At 72.7% G+C, this 17,563-nt stretch carries 17 protein-coding genes; 9 read left to right on the top strand and 8 right to left on the bottom strand.

Translation table 11 applies throughout. The features are described 5' to 3' along the window. The first annotated feature begins 24 nt into the window (after positions 1 to 24). Genes IF188_RS00440 through IF188_RS00420 form a run of 5 tightly spaced genes read left to right on the top strand, consistent with a single transcriptional unit; the run spans position 25 to position 3,935 of the window. Positions 25 to 417 (top strand): TOBE domain-containing protein, encoded by a 393-nt coding sequence (locus IF188_RS00440; RefSeq protein ID WP_191169823.1) that lies wholly within the window; start codon positions 25 to 27, stop codon positions 415 to 417. Position 418: 1 nt separating this feature from the next. Further along, positions 419 to 1,228 (top strand): molybdate ABC transporter substrate-binding protein, encoded by an 810-nt coding sequence (gene modA / locus IF188_RS00435; protein ID WP_191169822.1) that lies wholly within the window; start codon positions 419 to 421, stop codon positions 1,226 to 1,228. After that, positions 1,225 to 2,055: an ABC transporter permease gene (locus IF188_RS00430; protein WP_191169821.1), complete on the top strand. Its 831-nt coding sequence runs from the start codon at positions 1,225 to 1,227 to the stop codon at positions 2,053 to 2,055. Before modA ends, IF188_RS00430 begins: the two co-directional genes overlap by 4 nt. After that, positions 2,052 to 3,314, top strand: coding sequence for a sulfate/molybdate ABC transporter ATP-binding protein (locus IF188_RS00425; protein ID WP_191169820.1), 1,263 nt, complete (start codon positions 2,052 to 2,054; stop codon positions 3,312 to 3,314). The genes IF188_RS00430 and IF188_RS00425 overlap by 4 nt, the downstream gene beginning before the upstream one ends. Positions 3,315 to 3,323: 9 nt before the next feature. Further along, the gene (locus tag IF188_RS00420) at positions 3,324 to 3,935 is read left to right on the top strand and encodes a GNAT family N-acetyltransferase (protein ID WP_191169819.1); all 612 of its coding nucleotides are present in this window, start codon (positions 3,324 to 3,326) and stop codon (positions 3,933 to 3,935) included. Between the two features lie 27 nt (positions 3,936 to 3,962). Here the strand turns inward: IF188_RS00420 and IF188_RS00415 are convergent, their stop codons facing one another. The 5 genes from IF188_RS00415 to IF188_RS00395 are packed head-to-tail and all read right to left on the bottom strand — an operon-like array spanning position 3,963 to position 10,819. Continuing rightward, a complete protein-coding gene (locus IF188_RS00415; RefSeq protein ID WP_191169818.1) occupies positions 3,963 to 4,907 on the bottom strand; it encodes a capsular polysaccharide synthesis protein in 945 nt (314 codons plus the stop codon). Between the two features lie 29 nt (positions 4,908 to 4,936). Further along, positions 4,937 to 6,610 carry a thiol reductant ABC exporter subunit CydC gene (gene cydC, locus IF188_RS00410; RefSeq protein WP_191169817.1) on the bottom strand — a complete coding sequence of 558 codons (1,674 nt, stop codon included), beginning with the start codon at positions 6,608 to 6,610 and terminating at the stop codon, positions 4,937 to 4,939. After that, positions 6,607 to 8,310 (bottom strand): thiol reductant ABC exporter subunit CydD, encoded by a 1,704-nt coding sequence (gene cydD / locus IF188_RS00405; protein WP_191169816.1) that lies wholly within the window; start codon positions 8,308 to 8,310, stop codon positions 6,607 to 6,609. The genes cydC and cydD overlap by 4 nt, the downstream gene beginning before the upstream one ends. A gap of 10 nt (positions 8,311 to 8,320) precedes the next feature. Next, complete coding sequence (cydB, locus tag IF188_RS00400) at positions 8,321 to 9,355, bottom strand: cytochrome d ubiquinol oxidase subunit II (protein ID WP_191169815.1); 1,035 nt, start codon at positions 9,353 to 9,355, stop codon at positions 8,321 to 8,323. A gap of 9 nt (positions 9,356 to 9,364) precedes the next feature. Further along, positions 9,365 to 10,819 (bottom strand): cytochrome ubiquinol oxidase subunit I, encoded by a 1,455-nt coding sequence (locus IF188_RS00395; protein ID WP_191169814.1) that lies wholly within the window; start codon positions 10,817 to 10,819, stop codon positions 9,365 to 9,367. A 268-nt stretch (positions 10,820 to 11,087) separates the two neighbouring features. Between IF188_RS00395 and moaA the strand changes: the two genes are divergently transcribed. Continuing rightward, entirely contained in the window at positions 11,088 to 12,140 is a 1,053-nt protein-coding gene (moaA, locus tag IF188_RS00390) for a GTP 3',8-cyclase MoaA (RefSeq protein WP_224751312.1), read from the top strand. Between the two features lies 1 nt (position 12,141). Beyond that, the gene (gene fdhD, locus IF188_RS00385; RefSeq protein WP_191169813.1) at positions 12,142 to 13,065 is read left to right on the top strand and encodes a formate dehydrogenase accessory sulfurtransferase FdhD; all 924 of its coding nucleotides are present in this window, start codon (positions 12,142 to 12,144) and stop codon (positions 13,063 to 13,065) included. Between the two features lies 1 nt (position 13,066). Here fdhD and IF188_RS00380 read toward each other — a convergent pair whose 3' ends face one another. The 3 genes from IF188_RS00380 to IF188_RS00370 form a co-directional block, all read right to left on the bottom strand. Beyond that, positions 13,067 to 13,681, bottom strand: coding sequence for a winged helix-turn-helix transcriptional regulator (locus tag IF188_RS00380; protein ID WP_191169812.1), 615 nt, complete (start codon positions 13,679 to 13,681; stop codon positions 13,067 to 13,069). A 58-nt stretch (positions 13,682 to 13,739) separates the two neighbouring features. Next, positions 13,740 to 14,111, bottom strand: coding sequence for a hypothetical protein (locus IF188_RS00375; RefSeq protein WP_224751267.1), 372 nt, complete (start codon positions 14,109 to 14,111; stop codon positions 13,740 to 13,742). Between the two features lie 105 nt (positions 14,112 to 14,216). Next, positions 14,217 to 14,804 carry a Dps family protein gene (locus tag IF188_RS00370; protein WP_191169810.1) on the bottom strand — a complete coding sequence of 196 codons (588 nt, stop codon included), beginning with the start codon at positions 14,802 to 14,804 and terminating at the stop codon, positions 14,217 to 14,219. 160 nt (positions 14,805 to 14,964) lie between these two features. Between IF188_RS00370 and IF188_RS00365 the strand changes: the two genes are divergently transcribed. Both IF188_RS00365 and IF188_RS00360 read left to right on the top strand, forming a co-directional pair. Continuing rightward, on the top strand, positions 14,965 to 16,404 hold the full coding sequence (locus IF188_RS00365; RefSeq protein ID WP_224751266.1) for an amidase: 1,440 nt from the start codon (positions 14,965 to 14,967) through the stop codon (positions 16,402 to 16,404). Between the two features lie 78 nt (positions 16,405 to 16,482). Then, entirely contained in the window at positions 16,483 to 17,400 is a 918-nt protein-coding gene (locus tag IF188_RS00360; RefSeq protein ID WP_191169808.1) for an SDR family oxidoreductase, read from the top strand. Positions 17,401 to 17,563: the final 163 nt, after the last annotated feature.

Raw genomic sequence — 17,563 nt, 5'->3', positions numbered from 1 at the left:
CTGATGCGGGTGTAGGTTGTGGCCGTGACGAGCTACAAGATCGCCGAGGCCGCGCGGCTGCTCGGCGTGAGCGACGACACGGTGCGGCGCTGGGTGGATGCCGGCACACTGCCGACGACCGGGGCCACGCCGAGCGAGATCCCGGGCGAGGCGCTCGCCGCCCGGGCGGTCGAGCTCGCCGAGACGCCGGCGGATCCGGCCGATGTGCTCTCGAGCGCCCGGAACCGGTTCGTCGGCCTCGTGACCCGGGTGCAGGCCGACGGCGTCATGGCGCAGGTCGACATCCAGTCGGGGCCGCATCGTGTGGTGTCGCTCATGTCGTCCGAGGCGGTGCGCGAACTCGGCCTGGAGCCCGGCTCGCTGGCGATCGCCGTCGTCAAGGCCACCACCGTCATCGTCGAGACGCCGAAGGGCTGACATGCCGCGCCGAGTCCGCACCGTCCTCGCCCGCACCGCGCTCATCGCCGCGCTCACCCTCGGTGTGAGCGGGTGCGCCACGACCGCGGGCGATCAAGGCCCCACTGCGGCCGATCCGCCGGTGGACGAGGCGGCGCTCACCGGCGAACTCACGGTGTACGCCGCGGCCTCGCTCAAGGGCGCCTTCGACGAGCTCGCCGCCGACTTCGAGCGGCAGCATCCCTCGCTCGACGTGCAGCCGATCACCTACGACGGCTCCTCCACGCTGGCCACGCAGATCATCGAAGGTGCCCCCGCCGACGTCTTCGCGTCGGCCGATGAGAAGAACATGCACAAGGTGGCGGACGCGGATCTCGCCGGCCGACCCGAACTGTTCGCGAGCAACACGCTCGTGCTGGTCGTTCCCGAGGGGAATCCTGGCCGCGTCGCCGGACTCGGCGACCTCGCACGGCAGGGTCTGACCGTCGTGCTCTGTGCCGCCGAGGTGCCGTGCGGTGCGGCATCCACCACTCTCCTCTCGAACGCGGGCGTCGCCGCGAGCGTCGACAGCTACGAGCAGAACGTCACCGCGGTGCTCACCAAGGTCGCCGCCGGCGAGGCCGACGCCGGGCTCGTCTACGTCACCGATGCCGCCACCACCGACCGGGTCGAGACCGTCGAGGCCGACGGCGCCGACGCGGTCGTGAACCGGTACCCCATCGCCGCGCTGACCGGCTCGACGAACCCCGAAGCGGCCGACGCGTTCGTGGCCTTCGTGCTCGGCGAGCACGGCCAGACGGTGCTCGCGTCGTTCGGCTTCGCGGCGCCATGAGCGGGGCAGTGGCCGACGCTCGCGCGCGCAGCGAGCGGGCGGGGTTCGTGCCGCGTGTGCTCGCCGTGCCCGCCGTGCTGGGACTCGCCCTGCTGGTCCTTCCGCTCGGCGCCCTGATCCTGCGCGTGGAGTGGTCGACGCTGTGGAGCGACGTCACCTCGCCTCAGGCGCTCGCGGCCCTGGGTCTCTCACTGCTCACCGGCGCGATCGCGACCGTCGTGTGCGTCGTGCTGGGGGTGCCGCTCGCGCTCCTCATCGCCCGCAGCGGCGTCCGCACGGCAGGCGTGCTGCGCGCCCTGGTCACCGTCCCGCTCGTGCTGCCGCCCATGGTGGGCGGCGTGGCGATGCTCTTCCTCTTCGGGCGCACCAGCTGGCTCGGTGGCGCGCTCGCCGAGTGGGGCATCCGCATTCCGTTCACCACGACGGCCGTCGTGCTGGCGCAGACCTTCGTCGCGCTGCCGTTCCTCGTGCTCGCGCTGGAAGGGTCGTTGCGGGCGACCGGCACGGGATACGAGCAGGCGGCCGCCGGACTCGGCGCGGGCCGCTGGACGATCCTCGCCCGGGTGACCCTGCCGCTGGCGGCACCGGGACTGGTGGCGGGCATCGTGCTGTGCTTCGCGCGCGCGATGGGCGAATTCGGTGCGACGGCGCTGTTCGCGGGCAACGCGCCCGGGGTCACGCAGACGATGCCGTTGGCGATCTACACCGCGTTCAACGGTGCGGGCGTCTCGCAGGGAACCGCCGTCGCGCTGTCGCTGCTGCTGCTGGTGACCGCGGTGGGCGTGCTGCTGCTCGTGCGCGCGTGGCGGGCGGAGGCCCCGCGGTGAGTCCTTCGGACGATCCGGATGCCGTCACGCCGGGCGCTCCCGCGGGCCTCGGGGGCGCCGGCGCCGGCTTCGGGGGCGCTCCCGCCGGCCTCGACGCGCGGGTCGTGGTGCGCCGCGCCGGCTTCCTGCTCGACGCGACCCTGCGGGTGCCGGCGGGCGAGGTCGTGGCGCTCATGGGGCCGAGCGGGGCGGGCAAGTCCACGCTGCTGGGGGTGCTCGCCGGTCTCACGGCGTTCGACGAGGGCTCGGTGCGGCTGCGCGACCGCACGCTCGACGCGGACCCGCGACGCCGCACCCCGCCCGCGTCGCGCGGCGTGGTGCTGCTCGGTCAGGATGCGCGCCTGTTCCCGCACCTCACCGCCCAAGAGAACGTGGCGTTCGGCCTGCGCGTGCGCGGTGCGTCGAAGAGCGCAGCGGCGGCCGGTGCGGCGCAATGGCTGCGCCGCGTGGGACTCGCCGATCACGGCGGACGCCGGCCGGCGAAGCTGTCGGGGGGCCAGCAGCAGCGCGTCGCGCTCGCACGCGCGCTCGCGACGGAGCCCGCGGTGATCCTGCTCGACGAGCCGCTGACCTCGCTCGACACCGAGACCGCGGGTGATGTGCGCGCGCTGCTGCACCGGCAGCTGTCCGAGACCCGGACCGCCGCGATCGTCGCGACCCACGACGCCGTCGACGCCGTGGCGCTCGCGTCGCGCCTCGTCGTGCTCGAGGACGGGCGCGTCACGCAGTCCGGCCCGGTGCGCGAGGTGCTGGCGGCGCCCGCGACCCGGTTCGCCGCGGCGGTCGCGGGGCTCAATCGCGTCGTCGGAAGGGTTGTCGCCCCGCCGGGCGCGTCGGGCGCGTCGGGCTCGTCGAGCGGAGCCTCCGGGGCGGGCGGGGCCGGAGCCTCCGGGTCGGGCGGGGCCGCCGGGCCCGCGGTCACGGCCGCTGCCTGGCACGCCGGCGCGCTGATGCTGGAAGCATCCATCCCCCCTGCGCCGGGCGAAGCGGCCGCCGTGTTCCGACCGGGAGACGTGCGGATCGTCGACGGCGAGCCGAGCGGACCGGGGGAGTGGCGCACGCGGATCGTGCGGCTGGAGCAGACCCCGGCCGGGGTGCGTGTGCGCACCGCCGTACCGGACGTCGCCGTCGACGTTCCCGCAGGGCTCGCGGCCGGGCTCGACGCCGGTCAGAGCCTGACGCTGCGGCTCGACCCGGCCGACGTGCGGTTCCTCGTCGGGCAGGAGGGCGCTGCAGGCGAGGACGCGGGCGGCGAATAGACTCGCGCCGTGACCCGAATCCGCCCCTTCCGTCCCGGCGACGAACCGGCGCTCTCCGACATCTGCCTCAAGACCGCCGACGCCGGAGCCGACGCGACGGGTCTGCTCGACGACGACGAACTGTGGGGCGAGATCTTCGTGCTGCCATACGTCGCCCGCCACCCCGAGTTCGCGTTCGTGGTCGAGGCCGACGACGGCCGCGTGGTCGGGTACGTCGTCGGCGCGCCGGATTCGTCGGCGTTCGAGGAGTGGTTCGCGCACGAGTGGTGGCCGAGGTTCCACGACCGCTGGCCGCGCCCCGAGGGCGACCCGAAGCCGGTGAGCGCGTCGCGGCAGGACGGCATCGTCCGTTACGCGTACGCGCGGCACGGGGGCTCGCAGCCGTTCGGCGACGAGTACCCGGCGCACCTGCATATCGACCTGCTGCCCGAGACGCAGGGGCAGGGGCTCGGCCGCGGGCTCATCCAGACGCTGGAACAGGCGCTGCGCGACGCGGGCGTCCCGGGCCTGCACCTGGTCGCCGCGGCCGAGAACGCCGGCGCCATCGCGTTCTATCCACGCGTGGGATTCGACGTGCTGCCGTCGCCCGAGGGCACCGCAGTCTTCGCCAAGCGCCTCTGACACCGCCCGGACGGGTGGGCGGCAGCATCAGCCGGTGACGAGGGGGCTCCCCGACACGAGCCGTTCGAGCACCGATCCCGCCGGCACGGTGTCGTACTTGTAGCTGAGCTTCTGCACGATCGATGTGCCCGCGACGAAGCGCATCGCGTCGGCATCCCACGGCTGCATCATGCCGAGCTGCAGCAGGTGGGCGGCGGCCGCCGACAGCGGGGGAGCGGCGAGCCACTGCCCGTGGAACTCGGGGACGAGGTCGTAGAGCACCTCGAAGATGCGGTGGTACAGGAAGTAGTCGGGGATGCCGCCGTCGGACTCCCACCATGCCTGCAGCGTCAGCCGCTGCAGGCGGATGAGCGGCGTCCCGGCCACGGCCGCGATGAACCAGTTGCCGATCTGCCGCCGCGTCCAGCGGGGGTACAGCGCACCGGCCGTGAGCAGCGGGGCGACCGCCGTCGCCAGGGGTGCCGGCGCCCAGCACGTTGCATCGGCCCACACACCGCCGTGCCGGTCGAGCACGCTGATCCGCACGAAGTCCGAGAAGTGGGCGGGATGCTCCTTCTCGAGGGCCTGGGCGACGGCATCCGGGATCTCCACGAGCTCGCGCGCCGACGCGCCGTCGAGCACCATCAGAGGTCGCGGCTGATCGGCGTGCAGCCGCGTCAGCTCGCTGATGCACGCCTGCACGAGCGGCGGCGCGGTATCGACCGGGTTGTTCCAGAACGTGTAGACGCCCAGCGAGGCGGGATCGACCGCCGCTCCGTCGCGCGCCGCGATCGCCTTGCCGTCGCGGCGCGTGCCGGGCTCGGCGGGCAGCCCCGCCGCGACGCGCAGGTCGGCAAGACGCGGTCTCACGAAGTCCGTGAACGTGCGGTAGGCGGCTACCGCCGCAACGGGATCGACGCTGTCGCGGAACCGGTCGGCTCGGCGCAGTTGCGCATCGAGACCCTCGAACGGATTGCGGATGCCGTCGCTCACGGTCCGAGCCTAGGCCGGGGTCGACGCAGTCATGCGCTGATCACGCGCCCGTCGTGGATCCGCACGACGCGGTCGATGAGACCGTCGGGGACGAGGATGTGCGAGATCAGCACGACCGCGCGGTCGTCGGGCACGGCGCCGAGCAGGTCGGTCAGCAGCCGGTCGGAGGCTTCGGGGTCGACTCCCGCCGTCGGCTCGTCGAGCACGAGCACCGGGAACCCGCGCAGCAGCGCGCGTGCGAGCGCGAGGCGCTGCGCCTGCCCGCCCGACACCAGCGCGCCGCGCTCGCCGACGCGCGCGTCGAGTCCGCCGCGCGCGCGCACCCACTCGTCGAGGCCGACGCGCCGCAACGCGTCCTCGAGCTCCGCATCCGTCGACGTGTCGCGGGCGAAGAGCAGGTTCTGCCGGATGTCCTCATCGAAGAGCATCGGATGCTGCTCGCACAGGCCGACCGTCTGCCGCACGTCGTCGGGCGAGAGATCGTGCACCGACCTGCCGCCGAGCTCGTAGACGCCGTCGGTCTCGAGGAAGCGCACCAGCGCGTGCGCCAGCGTGGTCTTGCCCGCGCCGCTCGATCCGACGACGAGCACGCGCTCGCCCGGCCGCACGGCGAAGTCGACGTCATGGAGGGCTGCCGCGGTCGTGCCGGGCCATCGCACGTCGGCGGCCCGCAGCCGGATCCCCTCGCCGAGCGGCGGAGCGACGCTCTCGCCGGCCGCCGCGGGCGCCTCCCGGGGGATCTCGACGGGGACCGCCGAGGGAACGGCATCCGCGATCCGCTCCGCCGACGCACGCACCTGGCGCCACGCGGACGCCGCGAGAGGCACCGACGAGAACACCTCGAACACCGCCATCGGCACCAGCACGACGACCGCGAGCGCCGGGCCCGTGAGCGCGCCGGAAGCCGTTGCGGGCGCAGCGACCAGCACGGCGGCGATCGAGGCGGCGCCTGCCAGCAGCGACACGAGCGCGGCGGTCGCGGTCTGCGCGCCGGCGCGGCGCACGAGCGCGCGTCGCAGCGCCGCGTCGGCGTGAGCGATGCGGTCGCGGCTGCGCGCTTCTGCCCCGTACGCGATCAGCACGTCGAGGCTGCCGAGGTGATCGACCACCGCGTCGGCGAGATCGGCTCGCAGCGGGGCGATCGCGCGCTCGGCGCGGCCACCCGACGCCCACCCCCACAGCGTCGCGACGGCGGCGGCGACCGCCAGGCACGCCAGCAGCGTCACCGCGGCGGGCCACCACACGAACGCGACGAGCACGACGGCTCCGACGGCGACGAGCGCGGAGGAAGCGAGCGGCTGCACGACCCGCAGCGGCAGGTTCTGCAGCTCGTCCACATCGTCGACGAGCGCGCCCAGCATCGAGCCGCGCCGGGTGCGCGCGAGGCCGTCGGGTGCCAGGGGGATGAGCCGGCGCACCAGGTCGGAACGCGTCGAGGCCAGCTGCCGCAGCGCCGCGTCGTGGCCGGTGAGCCGTTCGAGGTACCGGAACGCGGCTCGCGAGATCGCGAAGAACCGCACGCCCACGACCGCCGCCGACAGGTACAGGACGGGAGGCTGCTCGCTCGCCCGCACGATGAGCCACGCGCTCACCGTGAGTAGCGCGACCGCCGACGCCTCGGACGCGAAGCCGGCGGCGAGAGCCCACCAGAATCTCCGCGCCGGCGGCATGGCCCCGCGCAGCACCTCGTTCGTCGTCGTCATGCCCGCACCATGCCCGGTCCCTGAGCTTGTCGAACGGCCAGCCGCACGACGGCGTCCGCGACGGCGCGGGCCGACGGGCGGTGCGAGATGAGCAGCACGACGGCGCCGTCGTCGGCGAGCGCGCGGACGCCCTGCCACAGCCGCGCCTCGGTGTCGAGGTCGAGCGCCGAGCTGGGTTCGTCGAGCGCGATCACGGCGGCCCCGCCGCGCAGGTACCGGTAGAACGCACGGGCGACGGCGACGCGCTGCGCCTGACCACCCGACAGGCCGGCGCCCTGAACGCCGAGTTCGAGCGCCGGATCGAGGGAGTCCGCGCACGCGAGGTCGAGCGCACGGCGCACGAGGCCGGCGTCCGGCGCGGGATCGCCGAGCGCGACGTTGGCCGCGATGCTGCCGGCGAGCAGACCGGGCTGCTGGCCGGCCCACGCGAGCCACGACGACGCCGGCAGCGTGCGCACGTCCGCGCCTGCGTACTCCGTGCCGCCGTCGAACGTCGCAGCGCCGCGCAGCGCGGCGAACACGCTGGACTTGCCCGCGCCGCTCGGCCCCTCGATCAGCGTGACGGTGCCCGGGGCGGCCGAGAAGGCGACAGGCGGCAGCATCCCCTCGCCGCGGTGCACGCGCAGATCGCGGACGACGAGGGCGCCCCCCTCGGAGACCCGGGGAGCAGGGAGAACCGAGTGTCCGGTCGCGGACCCTGCCGAGGCGCGGGCGGCGTCGAGCACGTCGAACACGTCGTCGGTCGCCGCGACGCCCTCGGCGGCGGCGTGGAACTGCACGCCCACCTGTCGCAGCGGCAGATAGGCCTCGGGGGCGAGCAGCAGCACGAACAGCCCGACGGCGAGGGTGAGCGCGCCGTCGATGAGACGGAACCCGATCGACACGGCGACGATCGCCACCGAGATCGATGCGAGGAACTCCAGGGCGAAGCCCGACAGGAACGACACCCGCAGCACGCGCATCGTCTCGCGGCGGTACTCGTCGGTGACGCGCGCGACGGATGCCGCTGCCCGGTGCTGACGGCCGAACACCTTGAGCGTCGACAGACCCTGGACGGTATCGCTGAACCGGGACGCGAGGTGCTGCAGCGTCCGCCATTGACGCTGCTGGACCGCGCGCGTCGCCAGGCCGATCAGCACCATGAAGATCGGGATCAGGGGGAGCGTCAGCAGCACGGTGAGTCCCGAGATCCAGTCCTGCCACCACATCACCGCGAGGATGAGCGGCGTGGCCACGACGGTCTGCACGAGCTGCGGCAGATAGCGGCCGAAGTACGCCTCGAGCGCATCGAGACCGCGCCCGGCGGTGATCGCAAGGGCGGCAGAGCTGCGGCCGGCGAGCCATTCCGGGCCGAGCGTCCCGACCGCCGCGATCAGCGCTTCCCGCAGCTGCGTCTGCACCCGGGCCGCCGCGCGCGAGGCGACCGCCTCGCGCGCCCACAGCAGCAGCGCACGCGCCGCGATCACGGCCGCCAGCCACCCCAGTGCCGGAGCGAGCCCGGCGGGCGGCATCCCGTCGATCGCCGAGGTGATCGCCGACGTGAGCAGCCACGCGAACGCGACGATCACGGCGGTCTGCGCGAGCGCGATCAGCGCGATCGCGACGAAGAACCCGCGCGACGCGCTCGCGTACCGCAGCAGGCGCGGGTCGACCGGCTTCACCGACGCGCGTGCCGGGTCCTCTCGGTCGTCCTCCTCCATCGTGCCGCGGTCAGTGCGCGGGGGCCGCGGCGGCGGCCTCGATGTGCGAACGCGTGACGCGCTTGCGGAACACCCAGTACGTCCAGCCCTGATACGCCAGCACGAGGGGCAGGAAGATGAGCGCCGCCCACGACATGATCGTCAGCGTGTAATCCGTGCTCGATGCGTTCTCGATCGTGAGGCTGTAGGCCGGGTCGGTCGTCGACGGCATCACGTACGGGAACAGCGCGAACCACACGGCCAGCACCGCGGTCACGATCGTCACCGCGCCGAAACCGAAGGCCCAGCCTTCGCGGCTGCGGGCGTTCGAGATCCACGAGGCGATGAGCAGCACCGCCGCCACGGCCGACAGGATCGCCGTGACGAGCGCGAAGTCGCGGCCCTGCGAGAACGCCATGACGACGGTCCACACGAGGAACGCCGCAGCGACCACGATCGTGAGAAGACCGGCGCGGCCGGCGAGCCTGCGCGCATCGACCGCGACCTGCCCGTCGGTCTTCAGCGCGACGAAGTACACGCCGTGGGTGAAGAACAGCAGCAGCGTCGTGAGGCCGCCGAGCAGCCCGTACGGGTTGAGCAGCGTCAGCAGCGACCCCGTGAACTCGTGCGACGCGTCGATCGGCACGCCCTGCACGATGTTGGCGACCGCCACGCCCCACAGGAACGCCGGCACCGCCGAGCCGACGACGATCATCGTGTCGAAGCCGCGCTTCCACCGCAGCGAGTCGCGCTGGTGGCGGTACTCGAACGAGACGCCGCGCAGGATGAGCGCCAGCAGGATCAACAGCAGCGCGAGGTAGAACCCGCTGAACAGGGTCGCGTACCACTCCGGGAACGCGGCGAACAGGCACGCGCCGGCGACGATGACCCAGGTCTCGTTGAGGTCCCACACCGGGCCGATGGTGTTGATGACCTGGCGGCGGCTGACGTCGTTCTTGCCGAGGAAGGGCAGCGACATGCCGACGCCGAAGTCGAAGCCGTCGAGCACGAAGTAGCCGACGAACAGGAAGCCGACGATCCAGAACCAGAGGAAGGCGAGGTCCATTTCGATCTCCTAGTACACCGTCGTGCGGATGCCGGCGTCCGCGGCTTCGTCACGGTCGGGGTCGACGGGGGCATCGGGGTCGGGCAGGGGCTCGGGGCCTTTCTTGCCGGTCCGGATGATGAGCCCGATCTCGACGATCGCGAGGGCGGCGTAGATGGCCGTGAAGGCGATGAGCGAGATCAGCACGGTCCACCCCGGCACCGAGGGTGAGACGCCGTCCTCCGTGAGCATGAGGCTGAACACGATCCAGGGCTGACGGCCCATCTCGGTGAAGACCCAGCCGACCAGGATCGCGAACAGCGATGCCGGCCAGGCCCAGATCGCGAGGCGCCACGCCCACGCGGGGACTTCGCGCTTGGCCTTCTTGCGGGTGAGCCACAGGCCCACCACCGCGACGAGCGCGGCGATGCCGCCGAGACCGATCATCCAGCGGAACGCCCAGTAGGTGACCCACAGGATCGGGGCGAAGTTGCCGTCGACCTGGTCGGCGAACTGCGGGAACATCTCGGTCGTGTACAGGTGGTTGAGGTCGTTGATGCCCTCGACGCAGCCGTCGAGCGAATGCGTCGACAGCAGTGACAGCAGGTACGGCACGCGGATCGAGAACAGCTCGCTCGTGCCGTCGGGCGTGCCCAGCGTGAAGATCGAGAACGAGGCGTCGGCGCCGCAGACGGTGTCGAAGGTCGCCTCGGCGGCCGCCATCTTCATCGGCTGCGTCGCCACCATCACGAGGCTCAGCTGGTCGCCCGAGACGGCGACGCCGGCGAAGGCGACGATCATGCCCCACAGTCCGTAGCGCAGCGAGGAGCGCATCATCTCGACGTTCTGCTTGCGCAGCAGGTGCCAGGCCGAGATCGAGATGATCACGCCGGCGGTCATCATGAAGGCGGCGAAGAGCGTGTGGGGGAGAGCGGCGAGCGCGACCGGGTTGGTGAGCACCGCGAAGAAGTCGGTCATCTCGGCGCGCGAGCCGTCCTCGGCCATGGTGAAGCCGACGGGGTTCTGCATGAACGCGTTGGCCGCGAGGATGAAGTAGGCAGAGAACCACGCGCCGATCGTCGCGATCCAGATGCTCGCGAGATGCAGCGCCTTGGGCAGCTTGTCCCACCCGAAGATCCACAGGCCGATGAACGTCGCCTCGAAGAAGAAGGCCATGAGGCCCTCGAACGCCAGCGGGGCGCCGAAGACGTCGCCGACGAACCGGGAGTACGCCGACCAGTTCATGCCGAACTGGAACTCCTGCACGATGCCCGTGACCACGCCCATGGCGAAGTTGATCAGGAACACCTTGCCGAAGAACCGGGTCAGATGCAGCCACTTGAGCTTGCCGGTGCGGAACCACGCGGTCTGGAAGATCGCGACCGTCAGCGCCATGCCGAGCGTCAGCGGGACGAACAGGAAGTGATAGAGCGTCGTGAGGCCGAACTGCCAGCGCGCCAGCAGCAGGGGGTCCAGCAGATCCACGAGGGTTCTCCGATCGATCCGGACTGTTGCGACCACCGTAGCATGTGGTCAGACCACACGGGAGTCCCCTGACGGAGCGGAACCGTGCGCCTCCACCTTCCCAGTGTTCGCCCCGCCGCGCCGGTCACCTCGCCGTGAATAATCCACCCGCTCGCGCCATCCCTCCGCGGCGCGGCTACCCTCGAACCATGGCGGTGTGGACGGGGCGATCGGGGCGGCGCGCGTGAGCGCGATCCCCGTCACGATCGGGCGAGGGATGCCGGCGGCCATGGTGGCCGGCCCCGCCGAGGGAGCCCGGCCGGAGGATCAGCGAGTGGGGGATCCGCTCGTCGACACTCACGGCCGCGTGCACCGGGATCTGCGGATCTCATTGACGGACCGGTGCTCGCTGCGCTGCACGTACTGCATGCCCGAGCAGGGCAACGAGTGGCTCGCGAAGACCAGCATCCTCACGCTCGACGAGATCGAGCGGGTCGCCCGGGTGGCGGCCGCCGACGGCATCACGACCTTCCGGCTCACGGGCGGCGAGCCGCTGCTGCGCACCGACATCGTCGAGATCGTCCGCCGGCTCGCGGCCATCACCGGTCCCGACGGGCGCCCGGTGGACATCGCCATGACGACCAACGGCATCCGGCTGCGAGAACTGCTGCCGGGCCTCGTCGACGCGGGCCTGAACCGGCTCAACATCTCGATCGACACTCTGCGCCCCGACCGCTTCCGCGACCTGACCCGCAGGGACCGCCTCGATGACGTGCGGGACGGGATCGCGGCGGCTGCGGCATCCACTCTGCGTCCCTTGAAGCTCAACGCGGTGGCGATGCGCGACGTCAACGACGACGAGCTCGTCGACCTGGTGGAGTTCGCCGTCGCGCACGATGCGCAGATGCGGTTCATCGAGCAGATGCCGCTCGACGCCGGCCACACGTGGGACCGCGCCCGCATGGTGACGCAGGACGAGATCCTGCAGAAGCTCGCCGCGCGCTGGACGCTCACACCGGTGCCCGGGCGCGGCGGTGCTCCGGCCGCGCGCTGGACGCTCGACGGCGGTCCGCACACGGTGGGCGTCATCGCCTCGGTGACCGCTCCGTTCTGCGGCGACTGCGACCGGCTGCGCCTGACCGCCGACGGCCAGCTGCGCAACTGCCTGTTCTCGACCACCGAGTACGACCTGCTGCCCGCCCTTCGCGGGGGCGACGAGCGAACCGCCTCACAGATCGACGGGATGCTGCGCTCCTGCGTGCGCGGAAAACTTCCCGGTCACGCCATCAACGATCCCTCGTTCCTGCAGCCGGCGCGCGGCATGAACGCGATCGGCGGCTGACATGGGCCGCGTCACGACCCGCACCCCGGTCACGCGGATCGCGCTCACCGAGGCAGGCGGCGCCGTACGCCGCCGCGCCGACACCGTCGCCGTCGAGGAGCCGCTGGAGATCCGCATCGCGGGCGAGCCCTTCACCGTCACGATGCGCACGCCCGGTCATGACCTCGAACTCGCCGCCGGGCTCCTGCTGTCGGAGGGGGTTATCGCCTCGGGCGGCGACGTGCGCGCGGCCATCCACTGCGGCGGGCCGGGCACGACGACGCCGACGGCTGCGGTGCCTGCGCCTGCGCCTGCGCCCCTCAGGATGCTCGGCGCACCGGCGCTCGCCTCGTCCCCGTCGGCGACCGAGAACACGTACAACGTCCTCGACGTCGCGCTCGCCCCGGGCCTCGACGCGAAGGCGCACGAGCGCGCCCGCTCCTTCGCGACCACGAGCGCGTGCGGCGTGTGCGGTGCCGCCTCGATCGAGGCGATCGAGAAGCGGTCGCAGTACGACGTGTCGGCGGATCCCGTGACCGTCGATGCCGCGCTGCTGGCGGCGCTGCCTGACCGGCTGCGCGCCGGTCAGGCGGCCTTCGACAAGACCGGCGGCCTGCACGCCGCCGCGCTGTTCGACGTCGCGACCGGCGAGCTGCTCGTGCTGCGAGAGGACGTGGGCCGCCACAACGCGGTCGACAAGGTCGTCGGGTGGGCGGTGCTGGACGGACGCCTGCCGCTCTCGGGCACGGTGCTGCAGGTGTCGGGCCGTGCGAGCTTCGAGCTCGTGCAGAAGGCCGTCATGGCCGGAATCCCGGTCCTGTCCGCCGTGTCGGCGCCCTCCTCGCTCGCTGTGGAGCTGGCCGCGCAGGCGGGGCTGACGCTCGCGGGCTTCGTGCGCGGTGCGTCGATGAATCTGTACGCACGATCCGATCGCGTGACCGTCTGACTCAGCCGGTGGCCGTCAGCTGGACGACGCACTGGGTCGGGTCGCACGACGCCGCGATGCCCTCGACGCGCAGCGGCCCACCGGCCTGTGCGAGCACGCTGTCCATGAGCCCGACGTGGACGCCGCAGAGCACGCCGCGCTGAGCCCCCGACGGCGCGTGCGGGCAGGGGGTGAGGTCGACCGTGAGCTCGCGCTCGTCGACGACGGGATCGAAGCCCGCGTCGCCGAGATCGTCGACGAGAGCATCGAGCTGGTGCAGCGCCTCGGTGCTGAGCGGGTCGGGACCGGCGGAGGTCTCCGAGCCGTAGATCCGACGCAGCAGATCGCCGCGTCGCGCGGCCGCCTCGGCGCGGCGCACCGCGACCGGGCTCGACGCGTCGTCGTCGCCCGTGGCCGCGGAGTAGAGCACACGCGGCCGGCCACGCGTCGTGCGGTGCTCGGTCTCGGCGATCACGTACCCGGCATCGATCAGACGCTGCACGTGCTCGCGCACCGTGTTCGCGTGCAGGCCGGTCGCCAGGGCGAGCTCGGGGATCGCCCGCTGCGGGCGCTCCTGCAGCAGCCGCATGATCTCGACACGGGAGTAGCTAGAGATCGCGCTGTAACCGGTCCCCATGCCCCCATTATCCCCGGATGCCGGCGGCCGAAGCCCGACGGCATCCACGCGGACGGGCTCAGAACACGAAGAGCTGCCCCAGCACGAGACTCACGACGAAGAACAGGCCGATGACGGCCGCGATGATCGCGAGCGTCTTGCCCGACAGCTTCGCGACGCCCCAGCCCACGAGGAACGGCAGCGCGAACAGGAAGATCGCGACGATCCACCAGAACGCCACGTAGCCGCCCTGGGTCGCGTCGTCGAGACGGCCGCCGAACAGCTGCTGCGTCATCGGGTGGGTCGCGAAGCGGACGGCCGCCGAGATCGGCACCGCGACGAACGCGAACACGATGAGGCCGACGAGGGTGCCCCACAGGGCCGGGCTGCCGTTGCCGGAGAGGACTCCGCCGTGGAGCTCGGGTTCCTGCTTCTTGTTGCCTGATGCCATGCGCATGATCCTAGTGGCGCGCATCGCCCGACGACCGAACCCCTTCCGGCACATGACGCCGCCCGCCGGTCGTGAGACGGGCGGGCGGCGTCAGGGCGCCAGGGGTCACCGCTGCGGGGTGCGATTCTCCGCGCTCACCATCCACGAGAGCTGCTCCACGCGTTCGAGGATCGCGTGAAGGACGTCGGCACTAGTGGGGTCTTCTTCGTCGACGTCGTCGTGGACGTCGCGACAGGTCTGGGCGACGGCATCCAGCCGTTCGGTCATGAGGTCGATCACGTCGCTCGTCGCGATCTCGCCCTGCGGGAACTCGGGCAGCGTCGTGGTGCGCGACACCTCGCCGCTGCGGCCGTCGGGAAGAGCGTGCAGCGACCGCATGCGCTCGGCGACGGTGTCGGCGAACGTGCGTGCGGCGTCGATGATCTCGTCGAGCTGCAGGTGGGTGTCGCGGAAGTTGCGGCCCACGACGTTCCAATGCGCCTGCTTGCCCTGCAGCGACAGTTCGATCAGGTCGACGAGGACCTTCTGCAGGTTCTGGCTGAGCGACTCGGACGCGCGGAACCCCTTCTCAGCGTTCTGCTCGGGCGTGAGCTCGGCGCCGGCGGTGTCGGAGGTCCGACGGGAACGGGTCGGCGCCGCGCGCCGGGTCGTGCTCGTCCTGCCGGAGGTCTTCTTCGCGGTCGTGGTCGCCATGGGTTCGCTCCGTTCCTGTACGCCGGCCTGTCGCCGGGATGCTCACGACGCTAACCCGGCGAACCGCGGCGAGGGGGAGGGATTGCCCCGGGCGAAGGGGAGTGCTATGGCGGTCGCGGCATGCGTGCGCCCGACGACGGCGCATGGTGGGATGGGTGCGATGACTGCACCCTCCGCTCCCGCGCACGACGCACTCGGGCCGCACGCCTCCGCCGCCGACATCGCGGGCGCCGTCCGCCGGCGCGAGGTCAGCGCGGCCGAGGTCGTCGAGGCCCATCTCGAGCGCATCGCGCGCGTGAACCCCGGCATGAACGCCCTGACCGTGGTGTTCGCCGATCGGGCGCGGGAGGCGGCATCCACCGTCGATTCCACGCTCGCGGCGGGTGGCGACCCGGGACCGCTCGCGGGCGTGCCGATCTCGGTGAAAGAGAACATCGACCTGACGTGGTCGGCCACGACCAACGGCTGGCGCGGCATGGCCGAGGCCGTGCCCGCGCGCGACGCCACGATCGTCCAGCGCATGCGCGACGCCGGCGCGGTGCCGATCGGGCGGGGGAACATGCCGGACTTCGGCATGCGGTGGGACACCGACAACGACCTGTTCGGGCGCACGCTGAACCCCTGGCGCCCCGATCGCAGCGTCGGCGGCTCGAGCGGCGGCGACGCGGTGTCGGTCGCGACCGGCATGAGCGCCGTCGGGCTCGGCAACGACTTCGGCGGCTCGCTGCGGCTGCCCGCGTACGCGGCGGGCGTCGTCGGGCTGCGCCCCTCACGGGGACGCGTGCCCCGAGCCGCGGTCGCCGGCTACCCCGTCGCCCTGACCCTGCAGGAGTTCTCGGTCAACGGCCCGATGGCCCGCACCGTCGACGACGTCGCGCTCGCGCTCGACGTGATGCGAGGAGTGGATGCTACCGACCCGGTCTCGCTCGACGCCCCGTGTGTGCGGGACCTGCCTCGCCGGGTCGGCGTCGTGCGATCGTTCGGCGATGGCGTGGATCCGCGCGTGGTCGCCGGGATCGAGCGGGCCGCGGCATCCCTCTCCCGGGCCGGGTGGGAGGTCGTCGACGTCGATCCGCCGCGTCTGGAAGAGGCCGCGGTGATCTGGCGGCGGCTGTCGTGCACCGACATGCTCATGTCGCTGGACCCGACGGACCTCGGCATGCCGCTCGGGCGCTCGGCGACGGCGTTCCTGCGCGACAGCACGGCGGCCGCGCGGCCGTACGAGACCGCGCGCGAATACGCCGAGGCGTGGGCGCAGCGCGCGGTGGTCGCCGCGGACTGGCGTCGTCTGCAGTCCGAGGTGCCCGTGATCCTCGGACCGGTCTCGGCGTCGCGGATGCGCGGACCCGACTACGACCTCGGCGGGCAGGATGCCGCCGACCGCGCGTGGCGCGACCTGTGGCTCACCGTGGCGGCGAACTTCCTCGGGTTGCCGTCGCTCGCGGTGCCGGCCGGGCTCGCGGACGACGGCATGCCCGCGGGCGTGCAGCTGATCGGTCCGATGTTCGCCGAGGACGCGGTGCTCGACGCGGGCCGCGTCGTGGAGGCAGGCGTTCCGGCGCTTCCGGCGCCGCCCGCCGGGCGAGCTGACGGCGAGTAGCCTCGGCGGAAGGGGCGGGCGTCGTATCTGGGGCGCCCGTGCCTGCTCCTCTCTGACGCGGACGCCGAACGGAGAGCCATGCCCATCACGCTGCCCGACCTGCGGGGACGCACCGCCGTGGTCACCGGCGCCAGCGACGGCGTGGGCGTCGAGATCGCGCGGGGACTGGCCGGCGCCGGCGCCGAGGTCGTGCTGCCCGTGCGCAACCGCACGAAGGGCGAGCGCGCCCTCGCCCGTATCCGTGAGACCCATCCGGACGCTCGGCTGACGCTCCGCGACCTCGATCTGGCACGCCTGGACTCGGTCGCCGCGCTCGCCGACACGCTGCGCGCCGAGCACGGCGCGATCGACCTGCTGGTGCTGAACGCCGGCATCGTGCTGCTCGGCGACCCCGAGCGGCACGTCACCGAGGACGGGTTCGAGCTGCATTTCCAGACGAACTTCCTCGGCCATTTCGCGCTGACCACGGCGCTGCTGCCGCTGCTGCAGGAGCGGGCATCACGCGTCGTCGTACAGCTCAGTCTCGCCGCCGGCATCTCGCGACTGGACTGGGACGACCTGCAGACGGCGAGGCGGTACCGGGCGCTGCGGGCCTATGGGGCTTCCAAGGTCGCGCTGGGGCTGTTCGGCGGCGAGCTCGCGCGTCGCTCGACGACCGGCGGCTGGGGTCTCACCGTGCAGTCGAGCCACCCGGGGGTCGCGCCCGACACCGCGATCGCGCCCGCGATGCGCGCCCGTGCGAAGGGCGGCACGCAGCACTCGCTCGCGCGGTTCGTGGGCAACTCGCCTGCGCGCGCAGCGGAGCCGGCGCTGCTCGCGGCCGTGGCGCCGGCGAGTCCGGGGGCACCGGAGTTCTTCGGTCCGTCGGGGTTCCTGCACCTCGGCGGTGCGGCAGCACGGCAGCGGCCTTATCGTCGCCTCACCGACCCCGCCGCCCAAGCCCGGATCTGGCACCTCGCCGAGCAACTGCTGGCCGCACGCGTGCGGCCGGCCTGAGACGCGGGGCTGGCCCGCCCGTCACGGCATCGGCGTCCTCGGGCTGCGTGCCGGGGAACGGCGGCTCCTCGGGATTCGGGGCGAGTGGCTCGTCGGGCCAGGGCGACGGCGGCTCATCGGGCGTCGTGGGGAAGGGCTCGCTGGGGGCGGGTGCCGGGCCGGG

Source organism: Microbacterium helvum (assembly GCF_014779795.1).
Taxonomy (GTDB): domain Bacteria; phylum Actinomycetota; class Actinomycetes; order Actinomycetales; family Microbacteriaceae; genus Microbacterium; species Microbacterium helvum.
This window is presented reverse-complemented; position numbering and strand designations above follow the sequence as displayed.

Coding starts and splice junctions, on each gene's coding strand:
- modA (WP_191169822.1), top strand. CDS start 419: ATGCCGCGCCGAGTCCGCACCGTCCTCGCCCGCACCGCGCTCATCGCC.
- IF188_RS00430 (WP_191169821.1), top strand. CDS start 1,225: ATGAGCGGGGCAGTGGCCGACGCTCGCGCGCGCAGCGAGCGGGCGGGG.
- cydC (WP_191169817.1), bottom strand. CDS start 6,610: ATGACGACGACGAACGAGGTGCTGCGCGGGGCCATGCCGCCGGCGCGG.
- cydD (WP_191169816.1), bottom strand. CDS start 8,310: ATGGAGGAGGACGACCGAGAGGACCCGGCACGCGCGTCGGTGAAGCCG.
- cydB (WP_191169815.1), bottom strand. CDS start 9,355: ATGGACCTCGCCTTCCTCTGGTTCTGGATCGTCGGCTTCCTGTTCGTC.
- moaA (WP_224751312.1), top strand. CDS start 11,088: ATGGTGGCCGGCCCCGCCGAGGGAGCCCGGCCGGAGGATCAGCGAGTG.
- fdhD (WP_191169813.1), top strand. CDS start 12,142: ATGGGCCGCGTCACGACCCGCACCCCGGTCACGCGGATCGCGCTCACC.
- IF188_RS00380 (WP_191169812.1), bottom strand. CDS start 13,681: ATGGGGACCGGTTACAGCGCGATCTCTAGCTACTCCCGTGTCGAGATC.
- IF188_RS00375 (WP_224751267.1), bottom strand. CDS start 14,111: ATGGCATCAGGCAACAAGAAGCAGGAACCCGAGCTCCACGGCGGAGTC.
- IF188_RS00370 (WP_191169810.1), bottom strand. CDS start 14,804: ATGGCGACCACGACCGCGAAGAAGACCTCCGGCAGGACGAGCACGACC.
- IF188_RS00365 (WP_224751266.1), top strand. CDS start 14,965: ATGACTGCACCCTCCGCTCCCGCGCACGACGCACTCGGGCCGCACGCC.
- IF188_RS00360 (WP_191169808.1), top strand. CDS start 16,483: ATGCCCATCACGCTGCCCGACCTGCGGGGACGCACCGCCGTGGTCACC.